The sequence below is a fragment of the Desulfonema magnum genome, assembly GCF_017377395.1.
Lineage (GTDB): Bacteria > Desulfobacterota > Desulfobacteria > Desulfobacterales > 4be13 > Desulfonema_C > Desulfonema_C magnum.
The window spans coordinates 2,965,611-2,986,538 of sequence record NZ_CP061800.1; the positions used below are offsets into that span (position 1 = coordinate 2,965,611).

A 20,928-nucleotide genomic window follows, 5' to 3' on the forward strand; every position below is an offset into this window, starting at 1 on the left:
TGTTAAGAAAGTTATTGAACACCTGCTACCTGACCAAAAAAGGCTGCCTTATATAATGCACCTGGCAAAATTTATTTGTCAGGCACTGCTTATTTTTTGGCAGTCCTCTTCATTGCTTATCCATGATTAACAATTTTTTCACCGAAGATCAGTTTTCTTAATCCCAGGGTTCTCCACTCTATAAAAGTAGCAGTATCATTCACACGGGGAAACGGTGTGTCTGGTACGGGCACATCCAAAAAACGGCACAGGGGTTCCCAGCCGTCTTTCACATCGAAAATCAGCAGACGGTCCGCAGGCACTTTGCGCTTCACCTCTTCAATATGTTTGGCAAAGACTTCGATAGCAAATTTTTTATCGTGAAACTTCCCTTTGTATGTATTCATCCACAGGGTTTCTTGTTGAAACTGCCACACATCATACACTTTTCTGATCCCCGGTCTGAACAAGCCCATCACGAGCATAAACACCCTTCTGGAGAAGGTCAGATGATTGAATTTATAAATGGTATCATACACACTTTTATACCATTTTTCAGTATCCCGGATAGTGAGCACCACCCTGACATCAGGATGCTCTTTCAAAAACTCGGTATAGTCGCAGCCCGGAGGCCAATAAACAGAAGCCTGACAGCCTTCAAAAGCCCTTTCCCAATCTATTTTTTCCCCCCGGGCCAAAGATTTCCATAGGCGGAGATGTTCAGGATTAGAAAACATATCGCTGAAATGGCAACATTTGTCAAACCCCAGCGATTCCAGTGCGTATTTCAGGGACATGGTGCCGGTACGGCCAAGAGCCACGTCAATTACTTTTATCATGGTTGTCTCCTGGTAACATTATTTTTCGGCATAGCTTGAGAAATTCATAGTCTTTGGCATACCATTTTTCAAGATTTTTTATGGCCTTTTCCTCCAAAAATTGTTCGGAATCGGAATATCCCCCTTTATGAGCTTCAACGTTATCTGTCGGGAGTGTGACCGTATCAGGCAGCCCCAGCTTCATTTTTAACCTTTCAAAGTCATGGTCCAGACTCTCCTGAAATCCTATAAAAAAGATGTCCGATATTCTGGAGAGAAAGTATTCCTTATTTTCAAACCAATCCCAGAAAGAAGTATTTACATGAAAAACAGATTTCATTGCTTTTACAGCCGCATCAGATGTTTTGCTGTCTTCTGACATGATGGAACAAGCCAGTTCATTTGCTGTTTCAAATTTTTGAAATGCTGCCTTTTCCTCAGGATGCCATTCAAAAAAATACCGCGGCATACCTTTTCGTTTCCTGCTGTAAAAGCTGCTGACAAATCTGCTAATCGGATCACGGAGAAAAAAGATGAGGTTCTCACCCTCCGGAATATCTTTTAATGTAATGCTATGACTATGCAGCTTTAAGATGTAAGGCATGTCCGGAAGGGAAACGATTGATGTCCCCCTGTTATTCCTGCCCCCATCTTCCAGGAGGATTAAATCTCTCATCAGCGTGTATTTGACAGCAGTTCCGCCTGTTTTTCCGATATGCAGAAAATGAAAAATTTCCTTCCCGCTGACATCTGTCTTTGGATTACAATTATCCGTCTTATATTTGGTAACTACTTCTGATGCTGACATAATTAAGTACCTGACCATAAATTTTTTTAATATATGCCCGGGGAAGAAACCCGGCTTTTTTTCCGGAATGACGCGTCTCTGACATGGGAAAAAGTCGGGTTTCTCCGCCGCATAAACCTGACCTCTGACTCCTCAGATTCTTTTATCTCTGTTCCTGTTCCAGTTCATTCATCAGCTGTTCCACCTCAGCTTCACTCAGGTTCTCCAAATTGGCTGAAAGCCGATCTATCTGTTCAGGGTTAAGATCAGAGGGTATGGCCGCATTGTCTGACGGCGCGGCTGTTTTTTTCCGGAGACTGGCTGAGAACTTTTGCCAGCATTTGCACTGTCGCATGGCTGAAAATATCCCGTATGCTTATTTCCCGTTGAAACTCCGCTTCAATGGCATTGTACAGCTGCACCATATTGAGAGAATTGGCTCCCATATCAAAGAAATCATCGGTCAGACTGACCGCGTCCAGTGCCAGAAGCTGTTGTACCAATTCAAGCAGGCGGCGTTCCAAATCCGTTTTCGGGGCCACGCACTCCGTGGTTTGTCTGCTCAGATCAGGACGAGGCAGTGCTTTGCGGTCAACTTTGCCATTGGCGGTCAGGGGCAGTTCGGACAACCGGACATAGATATTAGGAACCATATAACCGGGCAATTTCTGCAAGAGATGGCTTTTCAGGCGTTCTTCCAAGGATTCGGCCCGGGGATCAGTTTGGATGAGTTCTGTTTTCTGCCTGGCGGAAATGCCACCGCCCAGAAAGCTGTGGATCATCTCCTGACTGTCTGTGAGACCAAACTCGGGTCGTAACGGCTCAAAATCCATGCCTCCGATGGGACACAACCCCAAGTCATAAGCCGAAGCTTCCATCATCAGCAATTGACTCATGTAACCCGCCTCCAACAAACAGAAATCACGGGCGCTTGAACCATACATCGGTTCAATGGCCCGGTATTCCGCCACCAAAAAGAGGCTGAAGGCCGACTGGTCAAAGACAATCTGGTTTGTTCCGCCATGCAAATCCTGGTTTATGTCTGTGGCCGACGACAATAAGATCAGCCGGTGGTCTGAGGGATGATAATAGTAAAATCCGCCTTCCAAATCAGCTATATATCCGGGCTTTACATAGAGATAGGTTTGTACCGGATAAAGACTGCCGGCTGACCCATAGCGATATTTGGGCAAGGCCCCGCCCGGAAACACTCGGGGGCACAGACAACTGAGCATCTGACCGAGTTGTGACAAGCTGATCGGCTCATTTAAAAACTGGCGAAAACTTTGCCGCTCCAAATACGCCGCATCATTCACCACAGCCGATGGCAGCTCAGTTTCTGGCAGCCCGTTCTCAGGCTGGCGGATACCAGGCTGGCCCAGTTTGAACTCCAGGCGTTCCAGCGGATCGGTCAGGACGCCCTGCATCGCCTGCAAACCATAAGCGGCTTGGTCAACGGCTTGGTTTTCGCAGTTCTGATCGCTCAGTTCCTGCTTGTTTTCTGTGGGGACGATGTAGGCCACCAACTGCTTGTCGTGACGGTTTTCACCGATTGCGGAGACAATCACCTCTCTGAGAACCGGGAGTTTCAGCAGATGGCTTTCAATTTCACCCAACTCAATCCGATGCCCCCGTATCTTGACCTGAAAGTCCTCCCGTCCCAAAAACTCAATATTGCCATCCGGCAGATAACGGCCCAGATCACCGGTTTTGTACAGCCGTTCTCCGGTCCGGGGATGCGTAAAGAAACTGGCGTTGGTCTTCTCTTCATCTCGCCAATAGCCCAAAGCCAGACCTATGCCCCCGATATGAAGCTGCCCCGGAACCCAGACCGGACAAGGGTCCAGGCGATCATTCAGCACATGGAATGTCTGGTTGGTCAATGGTTTGCCATAAGGAATGCTGGTCCACCTTGGGTCCACGGTTTTAATCGGATAAAAGATTGACCATATGGATGCCTCGGTAGCCCCTCCCAGACTCATCAGCGCAGCCTCCGGCCAGATTTGGCGGATCTTGTCAGGCAAATCAAGGGGAATCCAGTCACCACTCATCATCACCAAACGTAAAGGGGCGTTTGCTGACTCTGCCGAACCTGACGCTGAACCAGAATCTGTCAGTGAGCCTGTCGAACTGCGGTATTCAGCCAACATCTGCATCAGGGCTGGCACGGTATCCCACAAGGTCACGCCATGCCTGGTCATCAGATCTGACCAGTGGGAAGGATCACGCCGTCCCTCTGGTGCAGGGATCACAATTGTTCCGCCAACAGCCAACAGTCCGAAGATGTCATAAACAGACAGATCAAAATTGAGGGCGGATAATGCCAGCGCACGATCTTTTTCGGTCACGCCAAAACGGCGGTTAATATCCAAAATCGTGTTAACCGCGCCCCGATGGTCAATGACCACGCCTTTGGGATTTCCGGTTGAACCGGATGTGTAAATGACATAGGCCAGATCCGTTGGCTTCAGGTTCACGCTATCTTGCCCGTCTTCAGATTTACGATCTGACGGGTCCGCAGCTTGTAACTCGCTGTCAACGGACAATCGCTGAATATCTTCGGGCCAGATCAGATTTTTATCAAGCTCTGGCTGGGTCAGGGCCAGGCTGATTTGTCCTTGTTCCAGCAGATAATGCTGACGCTCAGTTGGCATATCCGGGTCAATGGGCAGATATGCCGCACCCGACATCAGGATACCCATGACCGCCACCACCTGTTCCCAGCCTTTTTCCATGATCACTGCGACCAGTTGGTTTGGTCTGGCACCCCGCTCCCGCAGCCAATGTCCCACCTGATCTGCCTGTTGATACAATTCCTGATAGGTGAGACTTTTATCAATGCCAATCACCGCGATATTGTCCGGGGTCTTTTGGCACTGACGAATGAACAGGGTATGCAGCAACTCATCTGAGATTGGCGCGGATGTGTCATTGACCTCATTCCGCTGGGCCAATTGTCTTTCTGGCAAGGTCAGGGGATGGCTTTCATGCCAAATTGCTTCGTCTGTGGCCAATTGTTTCAAAAAACAAAGATGGCTGTCAAACATATCATTCAGCAGATCCTCTGGGAACAGCTGATCAATCATATTCCAGATCAGCACAAGTTCACCTCGGATTTCTCTCACGATATGATCCAGACAGACTTGCGAGGTCTGACTCACCTCATGTACCAAATCTCCCCACCCGATACGCGAAGTGGTGTTCACAGATAAGAGGTTGGTGAAGACAATGGGCATCAGGGCTGCATTTCTTTTTCTGCTTTGGCGGCTGATCTCTCGAATAAGCCGTACTCCGCCAAAGTAACGATGGTCTATGTCTTGGTCCTGCTGCTGTTGTATCTGTCTGGCTCGCTCAGTGAAACTGGTGGAATCGGTCTCATCCCGGTTATCAATTTCAATTAACGACAGTGTTGTGAAATCACCGACCACCTGATTCACCTGGGGATGAAGCGGCAGGCGGTGAAAAACGGGTTGGTTCAGCGTAAAATGGGGATCCCTGCTCCACATGCTCAGGACTTCGGCATAAACAGCCAACAATATTGTCGCAGGTCGGAGTTCATGCGCGGCTGCTTTTCTTTTCACGGCTTCCCATAACGAAGCTTCCAGTTGTTTGCAATATTCCTGAAACTGAGGTCTCTCAATGGTTTGGAAGTCTTTGGCAAAAGGCAGCTTGGGGGCCGCAGGCAAGGTGCCTGCGCGGCTGAACCAATAGCTTTTTGAAGCTTCATACAGAGCCGAAGTTTCCTCAAAGTCGCTGATGGCCACCATATAATCCCGAAAAGTCAGTTCAAGCGGAGGAAAAACCGCGTCCGGCCGGTGATATGACTGGTACCATTCATCCAACACCAATCCGATGCTCCACCCATCAACCACAATCATGTCTATGCAGAAGTGCAGGTGCGCTCCCTCGGATGTCAATGTTGCCCGAATGTCAAACAATGGCCATTCCTCGGCCTGAGAAATTCGGCTGATCACGCTTTGTCGGATATCGGCCAATTTCTCCGAAACCGTCTTGGTTTCTGCCAGACGCAGATCAAGCACTGAAATCTGATAATCCGGTATTTGGGCCAGCACCCGCTGCTGTCCGTCTGACTGTATCACGGTTTGCAGCATGGGATGACGGGCGATCACCCTTTGCCATGCCTCGCTCAGTCGAAGGATATCCAAATCCTCGGAGACCCGCCATTCCAGGTACACCTGGGTGGCCATGTTACCCAGCTCAACATGACTCTGACGGCCAATCCAATAGGCTTGCTGAATATCGCTCAGAGGAAACCGTTCATGCCGTGAATCCGGATCAGGACTGACCTGGGGCAGTCCGGCGGGTTTGACAGCAGAGTCACATGCCTTGTTCAAAAAATCAATAATATCAGTTTTGTAATTTCTGATTTCTTTTTTTAAGGAGTCTGTCAGAGCGCCCCTGGGGGCACTGTAACGCAGTTTATTGTCCTCCGTCCATAAACTGATATTTTGTTCATTCAATCGGTCTAACAAAGCTGCAACGTGATTCATATTTCTCCTTCTTCATAATCATCCGTCAGACCTTGCTTCGAGGCTCGCAGAACATATTTGTTCTCAGCGACAAGCATTTCTGACAAAACCTGACTCAGCTTGGAAATTGTCGGATGTTCTGAAATCATGTTCACAGATACCGAAAAACCAATGTCAGCAAGCACATGATTCGCCAACTGGATCGACATCAGTGAGTCCATGCCCATTTCAGAAAAGTTCTGATCATCATCTGCCCGCGTAATCCCCACAATTATCTTAACCTGAGTGCGGACATACTGTCTCAGAAGCTCATAGCGTTCCTCATCACTTGCCTGAGTCACTTGTTGGCGCAGGCCATTTCCGGCTTGGGCAGGTTCTGATTTTTCCAGGAATACGTCCAAGACGGGTGGTTTCACCCTGGCTGGCAACTGTCTGACAAACGCTTTCCAGCGGATCGGCATGACTCCCGCCTGTGCCATGTCCCGGTCCAGCAGTGCGCCGAACAGTGCCACGCCCTGTTTTGGCGAAATACCCCGGCTGTCTCCGAGCAGATCCCTTGCCATGCCCACCCCGGACCAGGCCCCCCAGTTGATACTCAGAGCAGGCAGCCCCTGGGCCTGACGATAGGCTGCCAGGCTATCCATAAACGCATTGGCAGCGGCATAGTTGGTCTGCCCCCCATTGCCCAGCAGTGATGACTGTGACGAAAAGCAAACAAAGAAGTCAAGGGGCATCTCCCGGGTATGCTGATGCAGATACCAGCTCCCCCGGACTTTCGGGGCAAAGACTTTGGTAAACCTTTCCCTGTTTTGCTGTGACAAGATACCATCATCCAACAGGCCCGCTGCATGGATAATCCCTCCTAACGGTGCAGACTGCCGGCATTCTGTCAGCAAACGGACCACATCTGCTTCCTGGGAAACATCGGCCCTGACCACCGATACCTGCGCGCCGGATTCTTCCATAAGACGAAGCGATTCCCGGGCAGTTTCTGTTTCCGCACCCCGGCGACTGCTCAGGATCAGATGACTGGCCCCGGATCGGGCCAGATACCGGGCCACTTCCAGGCCCAGCCCTCCCAGCCCGCCAGTTATCAGATAGCTTTTCCCGGGCCGGATTTTCTGTTGTTCGGTCTGTTCAGGAACGGACAGCACAATCTTGCCGATATGCCTGGCCCGGGACATGAACCGGAAGGCCTGGCTTACCTGCCCGATGGGGAAGCTGTGATAAGGATGGGGCTTCAGTTTTCCGTCGGAAAAAAGTTGTCCCAGTTTGGCCTGCATGGCACCGATCAGCCCCGGGGTTTCTGCTTCCTCGTCACCCAGGTCAAAGGCCGCATAGTAAACATCCGGACGATATGTCCGCGCGCGATGCTCATCCCAGATGTCAATCTTACCAATCTCTATGAAGCGGCCATTCCGGGCCAACACATCAAAGCTCTTCTCAATATGCTCCCCATTGATACTGTTCAGCACCAGGTCAGCCCCCTGACCACCGGTTATCTGTCTGATCTGATCGGCAAACTCAAAAGTGCGGGAGTCCATTACATTCTCAATTCCCTGTGATCTGAGGAAATTCCGTTTCGAGAGGCTGGCTGTGGCAAAAATTTCAGCCCCTGCATACTGAGCCAGCTGAACCGCTGCCTGACCCACTCCGCCGGCAGCCGCGTGGATCAGCACCCGATCCCCTTTTTTCATCCTGCCCAGCTCATGCAGCCCATAATAGGCAGTCAGAAAGTTTATGGGAATCGTGGCTGCCTCTTCAAAACTGAGATGCCGCGGTTTCCGGCTGACATGATCGCTGTCAGCCGTGACAAACTCGGCCAGGGATCCGGGACAGTGCCACACAATCACCTCATCACCGATTTCAAAATCGGTCACATCTGTCCCCATGTCCACCACCTTTCCTGAACATTCAAAGCCAAAGGGCTGATTTGCGGGGTCATCCCGTCCCAGCTCAGGCGGATAAAAATCTTTCAGCAGACCCAGGGCATGTAGCACATCTTTGAAATTCAGTCCCGCGGCTCTCACCTGAACTTCGACCTGACCGGGCCCGGGAGGGCGGCGGCTTGCCGGAACAAGATCCAGACTCTCCAACAGACCATATTCACCAACGCGTACCTGAAAAGGACAGATATTTTGCTGAGTTTCCTGCATTGGCAGATCATACCGTTCCAGGCGGGCAATATGCGGCCGTCCCTGGCGAATTGCAATCTGGTTCTCTTTGTCAGCAAACCAGATCGTCTCAAACAGGGTTTCGGCGGGGGTATCTGTTTCCAAATCCAGACAGCTGCATTGCAGTTCGGGATGTTCCCATGAGACTGTCCTTCCCAGCCCCCATAAAGTCGCCTGGTCCGGATGGGTCACACCATCCCCGACAGCCTCTTCCGTGACCAACCATATCCGAGGATGCCGCCTGCCCTGATGCTCAACAATTGTCTGAATCAGCTGCAACACCTGGATGGAAACCTCCAGCGCAGCTTGGGGCATTCCGTCATCACCGGACCGGGGAGCCAGATAGATTACTCCCCGATGATCTGTTAATTCATCAGAACAAAGTCCTCCCTGTAATTCATCATTCGTTATCAAGTCAGCCTGCTCTCCTTCAGCCTGCAACAGTTGAGCCAACTCATCGGCCTGATCCGTCTGATCGGATACAATCAGCCAGCGACCTGCCTGACTCTCATAAGGAGATTCCCGGGGCAGATTCATCGGCTGCCAATCCAGTTGATACAGCCAGTCGGTGCGGAGGCTTGAACCCGACATGGCCTGCTGACTGACCGGACGGAGGGTCAGGCCTGACAGCTCTGCCAGCAGTTCCCCTGTCTCTGATAACAAAGTAATGTCAATTGTTCGTGTCTCTGCCCCGGTTCCTTTTCTCAGGCAGGCATAACTCCACACAGCGTGCTGGTTGTCGGCACCATACAGACAGAGCTGGTCCAGGGCAAAGGGCAGCAGGGGATCATCTGATTCGGCAACACTGAGGCTCACCTGCAGACAGGCATCTGACAGGGCCGGATGGAGCTGATAAGTTCCGGACTCCGGCTGTAACGACCCTGACAGGCGAACCAAACCTAAGGATTCCCCCTCACCCTTATACATCTCCTCCAAACCTTGAAACCCAGGCCCGTAATCCAGCCCTGCTTCTGAACAGGCCATATAATGCGCTTTAACCGGGGTTTCAGTCTGACAGCGGCTTTGCAACTCGGATAACTTGTATTGACTGGCCGGTTTCAATCCGTCAGTTGCCTCAGCTGCCTCACCCGCGCTGTGCAATATCCACTCCTCACCGGCTGCGGACTGACTGAATATCTGCCAGCGCCAGCCTTCATCCGAGGGGCTGAACACAGTCTGCACGGTGGTTTCCTCATCTGTCAGTATCAATGGTCGCTGGAAGGTCACATTTCGGATGATGAAGGAAGCAGAACTTCCCGCAAGCTGCTGACTTGCCTCCAAAGCCATTTCCAAATAGGCCGCGCCCGGTAAGACAACCTGCCCAAAAACACGGTGGTCATCCAGATAGGCCGGAAAACTGGCTGACAGGTGGCTTTGGAAAACTGTCTCGGCTGAGTGGGATAGGGCAATCTTCTGACCGGTCAGCGGATGTCCGTCAGCATTCTGTGAGGTTCCCCGGGGTTTCTGGTCAGTCCAATACCGTTTTCGCTGAAAGGGATAGGTCGGCAAAGTGATTTTCTGACGAGGATAAGGTTCGTCAAATCTTTGCCAATCAATGTTGGCACCGTACACATACAACTGGGCCAGCGATTTGAGCATTTGTGACCAGTCCGTCTGCTGCCTGGGATACAGACTGGGCAGCCACAGGTGTTCATGGCTCCCTGTCAGACATTGCTGACCCAGACCCAGCAGAGTTGGTTTCGGCCCCACCTCGACAAAGATGTCTGTCCCCATCCCGGCCAGGGTCGAAATGCCCTCTGCAAAACGCACGGGCTGCCGGACATGCTCAACCCAGTAAGCGGGAGTAATTTCTGCCAACTGTTTACCAGTGAGATTTGAAATTAGTCCCAACCCGGGTTCGGCATATCTGATGGTCCGGGTGATCTCACCGAATTCCGCCAGCATCGGCTCCACCAACGCTGAGTGAAAGGCATGGGAGGTGTTCAGTAGCTTGCACTCCGTACCCTCCGCCTGCAACTGCTCGGTAATCCGGGTGACGGCCCCGCTCTCTCCGGACAGTACCAGGCTCCGGGGTGCGTTCAGGCCGGCGATGACCACCCTGCCACCATAGGAGGCCAGCTTCTCGCGCAGGCCCGCCTCATCCGCCCGGACCGCCACCATGAGACCCTTCCGGGGAAGGGCATGCATCAGCCGTCCCCGCTCGGCAACCAGTTTCAGGCCGTCTGCCGGGCCGAACACCCCCGCGAGGCACGCGGCCACATATTCCCCGACACTGTGGCCGATGACTGCCGCCGGCTCAATTCCCCATGACTGCCACAGTCTGGCCAGGGCATATTCAATGGCAAACAGGGCCGGCTGAGTGTGGCGGGTCTCGGTCAGCAACCGCTCATTATTCTCTTTGTCCTCACCATAGAGCAGTTCTGTCAGGGGGATATCCAAATAAGCCCGGAGTATCTCATCACATTCGGTCATAACCTCACGGAACAGGGGCTGGGTCTCATACAACTCCCGCCCCATGTCCGCATATTGTGACCCCTGTCCTGTGAACAAAAACGCGATTTTTGGGGGTTCGGATCCGATTCTGCCTTGTGCGAGGGCCTCAGCCCGCTCTCCCTGCTGATACGCTGCCAGTTTTCCCTGCAGCTCGGCCAGATCGTGCGCGACTATGCCCAGCCGATGTTCGAAATGCACCCGCCCGGTGTTGGCCGTGTAACAGACATCAGCCAGATTCAGGTCGGGGTGAGTGCTAAGATATTCGAGATAGCGGCTCACCTGGTCGGCCAATGCCTGCTCTGTTTTGCCGCTAATGGTCAGCACATGACAGGTGCGATCCGGAGCTTGTTGCCCGGTCGAATCCGCGAACACTTTCGGGAGAGCTTCGGCCAAAATGACATGGGCATTGGTGCCGCTGAGTCCGAATGCGCTGGTCCCGGCGATACGGGCTTTGTCGTTTGCCGCCCAGGTCATTCGTTCAAGGGGAACCTTAAACGGTAAGTTCGCCCAGTCAATGAGTGGGTTTGGTTCGCTGAAATTCAAATGGGGGGGGATTTCTTGGTGATGTAAAACCAGGGCTGTTTTGATAAGCCCGGCTATCCCCGCGCTGGCATCCAAATGCCCGATATTGGTCTTGACCGACCCAATCAGCAATGGGGTGTCCCGGTTTCCCAATGCGTCGGCCAGAGCGCGAACCTCTATGGGATCGCCCAACTTGGTCCCTGTGCCGTGGGCTTCGACATAACCAACTTCTTTTCCCTCAATATTTGCTTTTTCCAGGGCCTCACGGATAAGAGCGGTTTGAGCCGCCTTGCTGGGCACAGTCAGTCCGCTGCCAGGTCCGTTATGATTGACGGCTGATGCTCGGATGACAGCCCATATTCGGTCGCGATCCTCAAGCGCGCATGACAGCCGTTTGAGAACGACCATGCCGCAGCCTTCTCCCCGGCCAAACCCGTCGGCACTGGCATCAAAAGTTTTACAGCGGCCATCGGGCGACAACACCGTCATTCCGGAAAGCCCGATCATTAATTTGGGAAAGAGCAGCACATTGACCCCGCCGCACAGGGCGGCCTGACACTCACCCGCTCGCAAAGACTGACAGGCCAGATGTACGGCCAGCAGTGAGGAGGAACAGGCCGTATCAATGACCATATTTGGCCCTTGTGCGCCCAGCAGGTAGGCCAAACGGCCGGCTGCCATTGAGGTCAGTGTTCCGGTGGTCCCGTAAATATCATGGAGCCCGTTTGTCATGCCTTTCTCACTCTCCATCAGCCCCACGAATATGCCGGTACGAGTCGGTAATCTGTCGGCTGGCAATCCGGCATTTTCCAAGGCTTCCCAGGAGACTTCCAGAAGTAAGCGATGTCTGGGGTCGAGATATTGGCCTTCTGCCGAAGATATCCCGAAAAAATGGGGGTCAAATTCTTCTATGGGATGTTGCAAAAAACTGGCTTGTTTGGTGTACATCTTCCCTGGTGTGCCAGGGGCGGGGTCATAATAATCATCAACAGGCCAGCGTGAACGCGGAATATCACCCAGGGCATCCCGCCCTTCACGGAGCAGCTGCCAGAACTGCTCCGGTGTATGCGCCCCCCCTGGAAACCGACACCCCATGCCCACGATGGCTATCGGCTCCGGCTCCGGGTTCAGGCTATTGCCTGTCAAGGTTTCCGGCGGGTCTGTCACGGTTTGTTGTTTTCCAAAAAGCATTCCGGCCAGATAGTCGGCCAGACGGGCCACGGTAGGATATTCCAAGGTGATGGTCGCGGGTAAGGAAATATCCAAAGCCATGGACAGACGATTTCGCAATTGGATGGATGTCAATGAGTTCAGCCCCAGATCAAAAAAGCCCTGGTCATCAGCCGGGACAATTCCCACAATTCGTTTGATTTCGGATTTGACATGTTTTTTTAATATCTCATACCGTTCCTCGGACAAAGCCTGACCGAGCTGCTGACGCAAAACAGTCTCCTTTCCCGATTTTCTGAAGGGGTGTTGTATCTGATCAACAAGTTCCGGTATGGGTATGAGCAAACCATTTTCAAACTTGCGCCCGGGTGGTTTCAGAATCGGACTGGATCGTAAAAGGGGGATCGGTTGTCCAGGTTGGGCAATCATAGCTGTCAATATTGTCTGAAACCGCTCTGTCATTTTCTGAATAGTTGTTTGGGAAAACAGGTTGGTGTTATATTTCAAATACCCCTCTGTTCTTCCCTTTTGTTCCATCATCAGAAGAAAAAGATCAAAATCATTGGTGCCAAGCCCCAAATCCCATGGCTCAACAGCCATATTCGGCAGGGTCAGTGTTTCTTGCGGAATGTTCAAATATGAAAAACTGACCTGAGGCAGTTTCAGGGGAATGCTGGCTTTGATAAGTTGCAATGGCAAATCCTGGTGGGCAATGGCCCCGGAAACCACCTGTCCCGCTCGTTGCAACAGGTCTGTGATGGTGGGATTGCCCGACAGATCAGTTCTCAGAATCAACAGGTTGGAGAAATCCCCCATAAGATGTTGCAACTCCGGACGATGACGATTGGTGATGGGGCTGAAAACAGCAACATCGCTGGTTTTAAGATGTTCTGCCAGCACCAGGTTGAGCGCGGTTAGTAAAATGGTGAATGGCTGCACTTTTGTTCGACGAGCTAATTCCCTGATCTCCGTGACTTGGTCCGCTGAAATCATTATCTTTCGAAACTCGACTTGCCGTTGCGTTTCTCCTGATGAATGGTCTGCTGGCAAATCAGGTTGGGCCAGCCCCTGAAGTTGGGGGTGCCAATAATTTAGCAAAAACGCCAACATTCCTGGCTGGCTTAACCATTGCCTCTGCCACACCGCAAAATCAGCATAACGGATTGCTAAGGGTTTCAGGCTGGGTTCATTATTGTCTGAAAAAGCCTCATAGCAGGTGCTAAGTTCTTTAAAAAAAAGGTTTTCTGACCAATAATCAGAAATAATATGGTGAAAGGTGAAACCCAGAACATACTCATCATCTGCCAAACGATAGCGATGATAGCGGAAGGCAGGTGCATGTTTCAGATCAAAGGGTTGAGCAATATCAGCGAGAATCTGTTCTCTGGCTTGACAAAGGGGCATGTCAGACAAATCTGTCAGATCAGAATCAACAGGTTGGCTGGGCTGTATGATCTGTCCGGGCTGCCCTTCCACCGTCCCAAAGGTGGTTCGTAAAACCTCTTGCCGCTTCAGCACTGTTTCCAAACTGCGATTCAAGGCTGTCAGGTTCAGATCGCCCTTTAGGTGAAACGCATAAGACAAGTTATACAAATGCCCGGTCGTGGTCAGCTGCTCCAAGGCCAATAACCGTTCCTGGGATAGGGAAAGTGGGAAATGAGTCTCAGTTTGCTCTCCCCGGATCAAAGGAGGAGCTTCATTACGAAGTCTGATGAGGGTGCGGGTGGCTTCCCAGGCATCTGATTTTTGGGTCATTTTTACTTACTCCGATTAAGTGGGCATCGGGTGAGAGCCAGGACTGCCGGTAAGAATCTTACGCAAAAATTATGCCAAATCAGGAATGACAATTCCTGGCAGGACAATCGCAGTTCTTTTTACCGGCGGCAGCGAATCACACCCGTTAATATCTGCCGAATTTCTCTTTCAACAGATGTGCCCTTGGTCTGACAAGACTCCGAATTTTCGGATTTGACAGATTTTTAATGGTTCTTACAAAACTCGACAGTTCAAAGTTCAAAATGAATCCGCAACATCTTGAAATCATTGACTGCCCCCATTTGGTTCAAGGAATATCAGTGTGAATGATTTCAATGTGTTATGAGAATTTGCGACTGTCGAGTACAAAATTTTTTGGAAAAAACTGTGTGAAATCCGGTTTTTGGGACAAACTTTTCCTCTCTTGGGGATGCCTGCCCCCGGAACGGATCGGAAAGAAACCTGCGAAAGCCCTGTGAAATCAGCCAAGTCCGAGTATCACCATGGTTTCCTCGCCTATTTCATCAGCGAACCAAAGCTGAAGGAATTTTTTCAGATCATATGCTGTCTGACAGGGCGGGGACCAGATATTAAGTCAGATGAGTTTTTACCAAACCAGTAATGGCGGTAATCGTTTCAAACGATTCCAACACCACTTCTTCTGGCTTTATGGTAAAGCCAAACTGCTCCTCTAAAAATGTGATCAGGCGGAAGATGCCCATTGAGTCAATAATTCCCTCCTCAATGAGAAGAGTATCAATTGTCAAATCCGTTGCCACCCGGTCATACATAAACTCCTGAATTATGTAATTCTTTATAATTCTTGAAATATTGGCTGCTGTATAGGTTGTCTGGGTCATTTGATTATTCCATGGCCTCTCGGCGCAAACTGGTTTTATCGACTTTGCCAGTCGATGTTTTCGGCAAGTTCTCCCGAAATTCGATGGTATCGGGAATCATGTATTTGGGCAATGATTGGGCACAAAAGCCTTGCAGCTCACTTTGGCTGACGGTTTGTCCGGTCCGACAGACGACCATGGCTTGAATGATGTTGGTTACTTCCTCATCCGGCACGGCAATGACGGCCAAAGACTCAATGGCCGGATGATTATAAAGCACTGTCTCGATTTCGTCCAACTCAATCCGGTAGCCCCGGCTTTTGACCATGTTGTCTCGGCGGCCTAAGAAAATGTAATCCCCGTCGGGCGTTTCTCTCACCAAATCGCCAGTACGACATACAATTTCAGTACCAGGCAAGGCAGGGACAGGGCAGGGGGTCAGGACCGTCCCGGTTTTTTCGGGCAGTCCCCAGTAACCATTCATAATCCCCGGCCCGCGCACATACAGTTCGCCCACCTCCCCGGGAGAGACAATATGGCCGGTCTCATTGACCACAAACGTTTCGGTGTTGGCACAGGCTCGCCCAATGGACAAGGCTTGGTTTCGATCCGGCGATAAATCAGCAGGTCTGAGATGGTAATAGGTACACACGTTGGTCTCTGTCGGGCCATACAGGTTGTAATACTCAGCATGAGGCACAAAATCAACCAGCTGCCGCAGATATTTGATTGGAAAAACCTCACCCGCAAAAAGAATGGTTCGCAGGGCAGACAAATCCTGCTCTGCCAGATTGCCTCGTAAGACCAAACTGGTCAGAATTGATGGCACAGAGTACCAGATGGTTATTTTCTGCTCCGCGATAAATTTAGCCAAGTTGATGGGAAAAACAGACAGGGAGGGCGGCACCAGGACCATTGTTCCGCCTGCCCTGATCGTGGCGAAGATGTCGAAAATTGACAAATCAAAATGGAACGGGGCATGGCTGGAAACTCGGTCTGTTGGCCGTAATTGAAACTGGTCATAGGCCCAATTGACAAATGTCAGAGAAGCCCGGTGGCTGATCATGACACCTTTGGGTGTGCCAGTGGATCCCGAGGTGTAGAGGATATAGGCCAGGTCGTTCTCAATCGCCTGCGGAAAAGAGGGAGGGTCGGCAGACGCCGTTGCAAGCGATTGCGGGTCATCAACCAAAACAGATGCCGGGGTGTTTCTGGCCTGCGATGCCTTTTGGAATGCCGCCATTTTCCGCGTTGTACTCATCAGGGCCTTCATCTGACAATTCTCAATAATGTAGGCGATGCGCCGGATCGGTGCGGCCGGATCAAGCGGCACATAGGCTGCTCCGATTTTGAGTACCCCGAAAATTGCGGCCACGGCTTCCAATGATTTTTCCACATAGAGACCCACACGGTCCCCTCGTGTGACGCCAACCTGTTGTAACTGGTGCGCGAAACGGTTGCTCAATTCGTCCAAGTCGCCATAGGTAAGCTGGTCCTTCCTATTCACCACGGCCGGACGTTCGGCATGGGCCCGGGTGCTTTGGGTCAGCAATTGAGATAAGAGATAAGTCATTCCTATACTCCCAGATAACGAGCGATAGTGTTGCGTTGAATGTCTGATGTTCCCGAATAGAGCGTCCCTCCGATGGCATCACGCAGGTCGCGCTCCACTTCGAATTCAGTCGTGTAACCATAACCGCCATGAATGCGAATCGCGTCCAAGCCTGAGGCCATGAAGACTTCGCTCAGGTAGAGCTTGGCCATGGCAGCTTCCATATGGGCCGGCTTGCCCGCTTTCTTCAGCCAGGCCGTCTTGTAGAGCAGCAGGCGAGCCGTCTCCAGCCGTACCTTCATCTCGGCCAGCCGATTGGAAATGGCCTGAAATTTGCCGATGGGCTGGTCAAATTGCTTTCGCGTGCGGGAGTATGCCACGCATTCCTCCAATTGGCGTTCCATCGCGCCCACATGCCCGCCGAGGATGCAGGCCCGCTCCCACTCCATGGAACTGTTGAAGATGTGTGCGCCGATGTTTTCCGGGCCCAGGCGATTGGCTTCTGGCACAAAACAATCTTGCAGAATCAGTTCACCCATGGGCGCGGTGCGCAGCCCCATCTTTTTAATGTTTTTGCCCAGGGAAAACCCGGGTGTCCCTGTCTCAATCAGAAATGCGCTGACCCCCCAACTCTTTTTTTTCGGTGCAGTCATGGCAAAGACCAGGGCCAGATCAGCCACCGGGGCATTGGTGACAAGCGTTTTTGTGCCGTTAAGCACATAGCCACCGTCACATTTTTTCGCGCGGGTCCGCATGTTATAAGCATCGGAACCGGAATCAGGTTCGCTCATACCATGCGCGCCGATGATCTTGCCGGCAATCATGCCTGGCAAATACTGTTTCTGTTGCTCAGGTGTCCCAAATTTGCTGATGGGATGTTGCACTGCCCACATCTGCGCGTTGAGGGCAAAGAGCAAACCATTGTCCTTGCCGCCATAACCCAGCCCTTCCATGATCAGCATGGTGGTGAGGATATCCACTTCTGCCCCGCCGTAGTTTTTGGGGAAGGACAAACCCAGCACACCGAATTCGGCGCACTTTTGCCACCGTTCCTGGGAAAAGGTCTCGTGCCAATCATGATCTGCTATGCCTGAACTGAGTTCCTTTTGAGCAAAATGAACAGCCGCGTTTTTATATGACAGTTGTTCTTCACTCCATGCAAAATCCATTGACAATCTCCTGTGAAGGCAGTTCACCTGACCTTCAGTTTGTTTTTGCGTCGTTCTTTTGGTATTCCGGATTCCCGTCACACCCCGGCCACAGGCACAGACTACTTCCTTATAATGGGCGCAATCATGGTTTTGTTTTTCCAGTACAAGCAATCATCCGGAGGACTGATCTTACATATTTTTTTCTGGATATCGCTAAATCCCGCAGTTTGTAATGCCTGAAGATGAACAGGTGAAAACTCCGAAACCTCAGATGAATAATAAGTAAATATCCCCCCTGTCCTGAGAACACGGTAGGCGTGATCAAAAAATGGAAAATATTCATATGTGAATTGTTCAGCGTTTTTAAAATTTGTTATATAAGTATCATATAACTGGACAGTAGAAAGTTCTGTTAGCAATTCGGGAGTAAAATTGATTTAACAATCTGAAATCATTTAATATAAAGTTTGCTATCAGCTTTTAATCAATCAGAAACTAACTGACAGAATTTCCCGGTTTGGAGCCAAATAATTTCAATAGGTTAGAAAGGCTTACTCATGTATTACTCGAGAACTTTCTACTGTCCAGGATACCATCAACACTTTCATCCGGAATGGACGGAAGCACTTCTTCCCATAAACCCAATATGGGTTCCACCTTATGCGGTGCGTTTTTTGCGAATTCTTCCAGCTTCACAAAAACATCCTTGTTTGCCTCAATGATGATATGTTTGTCTATGGATTGCTGTTGGATATAATTAGCAGATAAGCCAAGACCGAATCCGAGTTCAAGCACAACACCGCTGTTGCCGGATGCTATGCGTGCTAATTCTTTCATGTAAGCATCTTCCCAATCTTCCATGACAGGATGGCCACCTATTTTCAATTTGCCTTTGGAAAACACCGCTGGCTTTTTCTTCCAGTCCGATGGGTCTATCGGATCTATTTTGAACAATGCATCATCATACTTTTTGTCAGACATGTTTTTACCTCATCTTCGCGGGCAGGGCATCCTGCCTGCTCGTTTGAAGTCACAGGATACCAGTTCCACATGGTCTAAAAATGGGAAAATTATTTAGTCAGCGTCATCCAAATAAGTATATCCATTCAACATGGTCTCCAATTCTCGCATACAGGCCAGTCGTTGTTCTGGATTTAACCGATTGAATTGTAAACGTTTTTGAAAGTTTTCTAATATGGATACTGTATTAAAGTTAACATAGTCAAGCATTTTTTGCACAGTATCACCTTTAAGCGTATCAGTGAATGTGTAATTATTATCTTTTGTAATATGCACATTCACGGAATGAGTCGTTCCGAACAGATTATGCATGTCGCCCAGAATTTCCTGATAAGCGCCTAATAAAAATATGCCAATCAGGTATGGTTCGTTTTCAACAGGAGAATGCACCGGCAAACTGGTGTCAGTTCCGAAGCCGTGAACATATTGCTTAAACCGCCCGTCAGAATCACAGGTCAGGTCATGCAGCGTGGCCCGGGTGTCAGGATATGCGTTCAGTCTGTGCAAAGGCACAATAGGAAATAATTGCCCCAGTGCCCAGGCATCCGGAGCTGATGCAAACAGAGAAAAATTAGCAAAATATTTATCGGCCAAGTTATCATTAAGTTTGTCAAGTGCCTCATAATGTGCGCTGGAATTGAGATTTTTTTTCAATAACTCACTAATTTTCAAACAAATACTGTAAAACAGATGTTCCGCATGAGCGCGTTGTCTGAGATTAATCACACCATAAGAAAACATTACATGCATTTCATTTAGCCAATACATCGCATTATGATAAACTTCCAAAGCCGAGGCCTGATTTATATTATTCAACTGACACCATAGGTCATGAATAATCTCAGGGTCTTCATCGGATGCGGGGCAGATGGCTGCCACAGCAGACACAGGTTCGATATCAACAATATTTGTTATTAATACAGAGCTATGAGCAGTTATGGCCCGTCCGGTTTCTGTGATGATATCAGGCTGGGGCAAATCCGACGCATTGCAAGTGTCTTTGAATTGGTAAATAATATTATTGGCATATTCTTCCATGGTATAGTTTTTTGAAAAAGGCCGACTTGACAGCATGCCTTCATAATCCACCCCCAATCCGCCTCCCACATCAACGATTCTGATGGGCGCGCCCAAAGCTCGCAATTCAGCATAAAAATAACCTGCCTCGGACAAAATCTTCTGAATGTCATATATGCTGGGGATCTGCGAACCCACATGAAAATGCATTAATTGCAAAGAATTTATCTGTCCGGCTTGTCTGAGAAGATTAACGACATCTATTATCTGAGCGGCATTAAGGCCGAACTTGGATTTTGCTCCGCCGCTGTCCTGCCATTTCCCATTAGCGACAGAAGCGAGTTTGACACGTATGCCCAAACGCGGCACCACGTTCAAATTATCCGCCTCTTGGACAATCAGCTTTAGTTCACTGGTTTTCTCAACAACGATATAAGGTTGCAAGCCCATTTTCTGAGCAATCAGAGCCATGCGCACATATTCACGATCCTTGTAACCATTACAAATCACCACAACGCCATTGGGGGGGGATAAGGCCAGAATCGCCATCATTTCCGATTTGCTGCCTGCCTCAAGTCCGGCCTGTCCGGTATTTACTATCGTCTCAATGACACTTCGCTGCTGATTCACTTTGATCGGATAAACAAGCGTATAATTTGCATGGTAATTCTCTTTTTCCATTGCCATTGCAAAAGCATTGCATAATCTTTTGACACGCTGACGCAAAATATCAGGAAAACGAAGCAGTATCGGCAAGGAGAATCCCCTGTCTGTCAGATCCTGTGCTATTTCATAAAGGCTTACCCCGGAGCCTTCCTGTCTTGGCGAAACCGTTAACTCACCGTCTTTGCTAATATCAAAAAAATTTTCGCCCCAGTTTTGGATATTATAAAGTTTTTTTGACTGAGAAATATTCCATTTTGGCATATTCATTCCTAAGTATCTGAACTTGCATTTAAACTTGCACCTGAATCTGATACCCTGGCTGAAAAAAATTGGGTGTGTCCCACTTTTTGCACAAAAGGGGTTCGGCCTAAAACGTGCGGGAGAACTTATTTTATAATATTTTCAATAAAATAAGTTCTGTCCCACTTTTTGCACAAAGTCGGAAATCATAATGGCCGTGATGCTTACGGGATCAGGCCTGATTTCAGTTAAAAGCTTGCTTATCATATATTTTCAATATAATAAGCTTTGCCT

10 protein-coding genes are annotated in these 20,928 nt (G+C 49.9%); all 10 read right to left on the reverse strand.

Annotation, left to right across the window (positions count from 1 at the left end):
- Positions 1 to 116: 116 nt before the first annotated feature.
- Complete coding sequence (locus dnm_RS11830) at positions 117 to 818, reverse strand: sulfotransferase family protein (protein ID WP_207682851.1); 702 nt, start codon at positions 816 to 818, stop codon at positions 117 to 119.
- Positions 802 to 1,605, reverse strand: coding sequence for a sulfotransferase family 2 domain-containing protein (locus dnm_RS11835; protein ID WP_207682852.1), 804 nt, complete (start codon positions 1,603 to 1,605; stop codon positions 802 to 804). Before dnm_RS11835 ends, dnm_RS11830 begins: the two co-directional genes overlap by 17 nt.
- Positions 1,606 to 1,850: 245 nt before the next feature.
- Entirely contained in the window at positions 1,851 to 6,095 is a 4,245-nt protein-coding gene (locus dnm_RS11840; RefSeq protein ID WP_207682853.1) for a non-ribosomal peptide synthetase, read from the reverse strand.
- Positions 6,092 to 14,149, reverse strand: coding sequence for a type I polyketide synthase (locus dnm_RS11845; protein ID WP_207682854.1), 8,058 nt, complete (start codon positions 14,147 to 14,149; stop codon positions 6,092 to 6,094). The genes dnm_RS11840 and dnm_RS11845 overlap by 4 nt, the downstream gene beginning before the upstream one ends.
- 590 nt (positions 14,150 to 14,739) lie before the next feature.
- Complete coding sequence (locus tag dnm_RS11850) at positions 14,740 to 15,009, reverse strand: acyl carrier protein (RefSeq protein WP_207682855.1); 270 nt, start codon at positions 15,007 to 15,009, stop codon at positions 14,740 to 14,742.
- 4 nt (positions 15,010 to 15,013) lie between these two features.
- Positions 15,014 to 16,561 carry an amino acid adenylation domain-containing protein gene (locus dnm_RS11855; protein WP_276571878.1) on the reverse strand — a complete coding sequence of 516 codons (1,548 nt, stop codon included), beginning with the start codon at positions 16,559 to 16,561 and terminating at the stop codon, positions 15,014 to 15,016.
- 2 nt (positions 16,562 to 16,563) lie between these two features.
- Positions 16,564 to 17,709 (reverse strand): acyl-CoA dehydrogenase family protein, encoded by a 1,146-nt coding sequence (locus dnm_RS11860; RefSeq protein WP_207682857.1) that lies wholly within the window; start codon positions 17,707 to 17,709, stop codon positions 16,564 to 16,566.
- Between the two features lie 101 nt (positions 17,710 to 17,810).
- Entirely contained in the window at positions 17,811 to 18,110 is a 300-nt protein-coding gene (locus dnm_RS31845) for a class I SAM-dependent methyltransferase (RefSeq protein ID WP_492208004.1), read from the reverse strand.
- Positions 18,111 to 18,246: 136 nt separating this feature from the next.
- On the reverse strand, positions 18,247 to 18,672 hold the full coding sequence (locus dnm_RS11865) for a class I SAM-dependent methyltransferase (protein ID WP_207682858.1): 426 nt from the start codon (positions 18,670 to 18,672) through the stop codon (positions 18,247 to 18,249).
- Positions 18,673 to 18,765: 93 nt separating this feature from the next.
- Positions 18,766 to 20,655 (reverse strand): biosynthetic arginine decarboxylase, encoded by a 1,890-nt coding sequence (gene speA / locus dnm_RS11870; protein WP_207682859.1) that lies wholly within the window; start codon positions 20,653 to 20,655, stop codon positions 18,766 to 18,768.
- Between the last annotated feature and the right edge of the window lie 273 nt (positions 20,656 to 20,928).

Excerpts from the sequence above, each read along its gene's own strand:
- speA (WP_207682859.1), bottom strand. The coding sequence starts at position 20,655 with ATGCCAAAATGGAATATTTCTCAGTCAAAAAAACTTTATAATATCCAA.
- dnm_RS11850 (WP_207682855.1), bottom strand. The coding sequence starts at position 15,009 with ATGACCCAGACAACCTATACAGCAGCCAATATTTCAAGAATTATAAAG.
- dnm_RS11860 (WP_207682857.1), bottom strand. The coding sequence starts at position 17,709 with ATGGATTTTGCATGGAGTGAAGAACAACTGTCATATAAAAACGCGGCT.
- dnm_RS11845 (WP_207682854.1), bottom strand. The coding sequence starts at position 14,149 with ATGACCCAAAAATCAGATGCCTGGGAAGCCACCCGCACCCTCATCAGA.
- dnm_RS11840 (WP_207682853.1), bottom strand. The coding sequence starts at position 6,095 with ATGAATCACGTTGCAGCTTTGTTAGACCGATTGAATGAACAAAATATC.
- dnm_RS11865 (WP_207682858.1), bottom strand. The coding sequence starts at position 18,672 with ATGTCTGACAAAAAGTATGATGATGCATTGTTCAAAATAGATCCGATA.
- dnm_RS11835 (WP_207682852.1), bottom strand. The coding sequence starts at position 1,605 with ATGTCAGCATCAGAAGTAGTTACCAAATATAAGACGGATAATTGTAAT.
- dnm_RS11855 (WP_276571878.1), bottom strand. The coding sequence starts at position 16,561 with ATGACTTATCTCTTATCTCAATTGCTGACCCAAAGCACCCGGGCCCAT.
- dnm_RS11830 (WP_207682851.1), bottom strand. The coding sequence starts at position 818 with ATGATAAAAGTAATTGACGTGGCTCTTGGCCGTACCGGCACCATGTCC.